Here is a 1,788-nt window from a genome sequence, read left to right as displayed (position 1 = left end):
TTTGGACGAGGTTGATGGTGTTAAAGTAACGGATATCAGCACGGATGATTTACTAGTTGATTATGAGGGAGTATTGAAGGTAAGAAATTCTGGAGTTGGAAGTAAGGGTGGTAGTACATCTGTGCTATATGGAACAGATGATATTGGAAAGTATGAGTTTAATATGATAGAAAATCCGGGACCGTTAGCTGAGATGCCAAGTCAACCTGCAAAGAACTTTTATGGTGGAAGATATAATGCGGAGGTGTTGCAAGAAGATATAATAATGTATCGTGCAGGAAATTCACAGAACCCATATGGAAGATGGTTTACAAGTGAGCCACTGACATCTGTTGTTAATGTAAGAATTGATACAGCTGTTAAAATACATTGGATTGATCCTAAAACTGGTGCATGGGAAGCTAGTTCCTATATAGATAACGTATATGCTATCAAAATACCAAAAGGTACGACGGTGTACACTGGACCTGTAGGACCGCAAGGGGGTGCATATGTAGGCGGATATAATATTATGCAGACATATATAGATGCACCATGGACATTTGATGTTGTAGAAAAAATAACTTTGAAGTAGGAGATGTATAGAGTGTTGATGAATGATGAAACTTTACAATTACGAACAGCATATATTGAAATAGGAAAATTAGTACAAAGGTATGGATACGGACAATATAACGGAATATTGGATATACTTATGGGACAAGTGAAGTGTATTGATTCAGATGAAAATGATGATGAAAAAATGCAATATCTTGTTGATAGTTATAAGCGTCTATTTGCTTCAAGAGGAGGCTTGAGTGACTTTATTATATATGACGAAAATTGCGAAATGAGAAATAAATTAAATGAAAAGTTTAATGAAGAAACAAAAAAAGTTTGGAATATCATGAAGGGATGTATTTAATTATGTCTCCACATAAGGACATACCAACACCTTTCCTTGTCTATCATTAAATCGGAATGGCTTCCGTAGGGAAATCCATGTAGATTTACTGATAGACTCTAGGTCGAAATTTGCCATTTGGGTACAGATAAGGACATCGAAAAATATCGTGAATGAACTGGATGAACATCTTGATAATGTTGATGGTGTTGTCTATAAAAATATTACGATGGAGGATTTTCTTAATAATGGAGGTAAGGGTGGTAGTTCTTCAGTATATATTAAATTTAAGAAATTAAGTATGGATGAACAAATAGAAGCATTTAGTAATATGAGTAGTGAAGATATATATAGCCTTGTAAAAAATAGTTCTGATTCATGGGCAGTAGAAGGTTATGATTTAATCACACCAGATAATGCTATTGTACATTTTGTGGACCATTTAGTCATAAGGGGGTAATATATGCGTATGCAATGAAATTACATTTTTCTAAGAATATGAAGGAATATTGATTTGGAGAAGATGAATTTAATATCTATTTGCAATTTGCTGAAGAAAATTTATTTAAGGAGATAGATTAGTTTTATATCTCGTCAAGAGATGACTATTAGGGCTAAATTTACCTCTTTGGTATACGAAAACTCATATCAAAAATACAGATTATAGTGACTGGGGTGGTTATCCAGATGTTGATTGGCCGTTTTTCTCGGGTTTGGATGCTAATAAACCAGTTTATGGTGTTTCGGCAGATAACCTCTCATCATCAATTGATAGAATTGGTTACGTAGGTGAAAAGAATTTTGGTATAATGACAAATGACGGTCATGTTTATACACAAAACGAAAGAGCAATTGTTTATATTGATAATAAATATGCATATCATCAATATGAATTGGACACAAAA

General features: G+C 33.6%; 4 protein-coding genes. All 4 read left to right on the top strand.

Translation table 11 applies throughout. The annotated features are described in order from the left end of the window. Window positions 1–574 (top strand): hypothetical protein (locus ACW2QF_RS20050; RefSeq protein ID WP_455717784.1); only part of this gene is annotated, 574 nt, incomplete at its 5' end. Window positions 575–592: 18 nt separating this feature from the next. Further along, the gene (locus tag ACW2QF_RS20045; protein WP_455717785.1) at window positions 593–904 is read left to right on the top strand and encodes a hypothetical protein; all 312 of its coding nucleotides are present in this window, start codon (window positions 593–595) and stop codon (window positions 902–904) included. Window positions 905–1,052: 148 nt separating this feature from the next. Further along, a complete protein-coding gene (locus ACW2QF_RS20040; RefSeq protein ID WP_455717783.1) occupies window positions 1,053–1,343 on the top strand; it encodes a hypothetical protein in 291 nt (96 codons plus the stop codon). A gap of 253 nt (window positions 1,344–1,596) precedes the next feature. After that, on the top strand, window positions 1,597–1,788 hold a 192-nt coding region (locus tag ACW2QF_RS20035; protein WP_455717782.1), incomplete at its 3' end, for a hypothetical protein.

It is taken from the genome of Anaerosporobacter sp. (genome assembly GCF_965301125.1).
Note: the sequence above shows the minus strand (reverse complement) of the source record. Positions and strands in the feature narration are given on the sequence as shown.

Bases quoted from the DNA above. Each gene is read 5' to 3' on its own strand.
- ACW2QF_RS20045 (WP_455717785.1), top strand. From the start codon at position 593: ATGAATGATGAAACTTTACAATTACGAACAGCATATATTGAAATAGGA.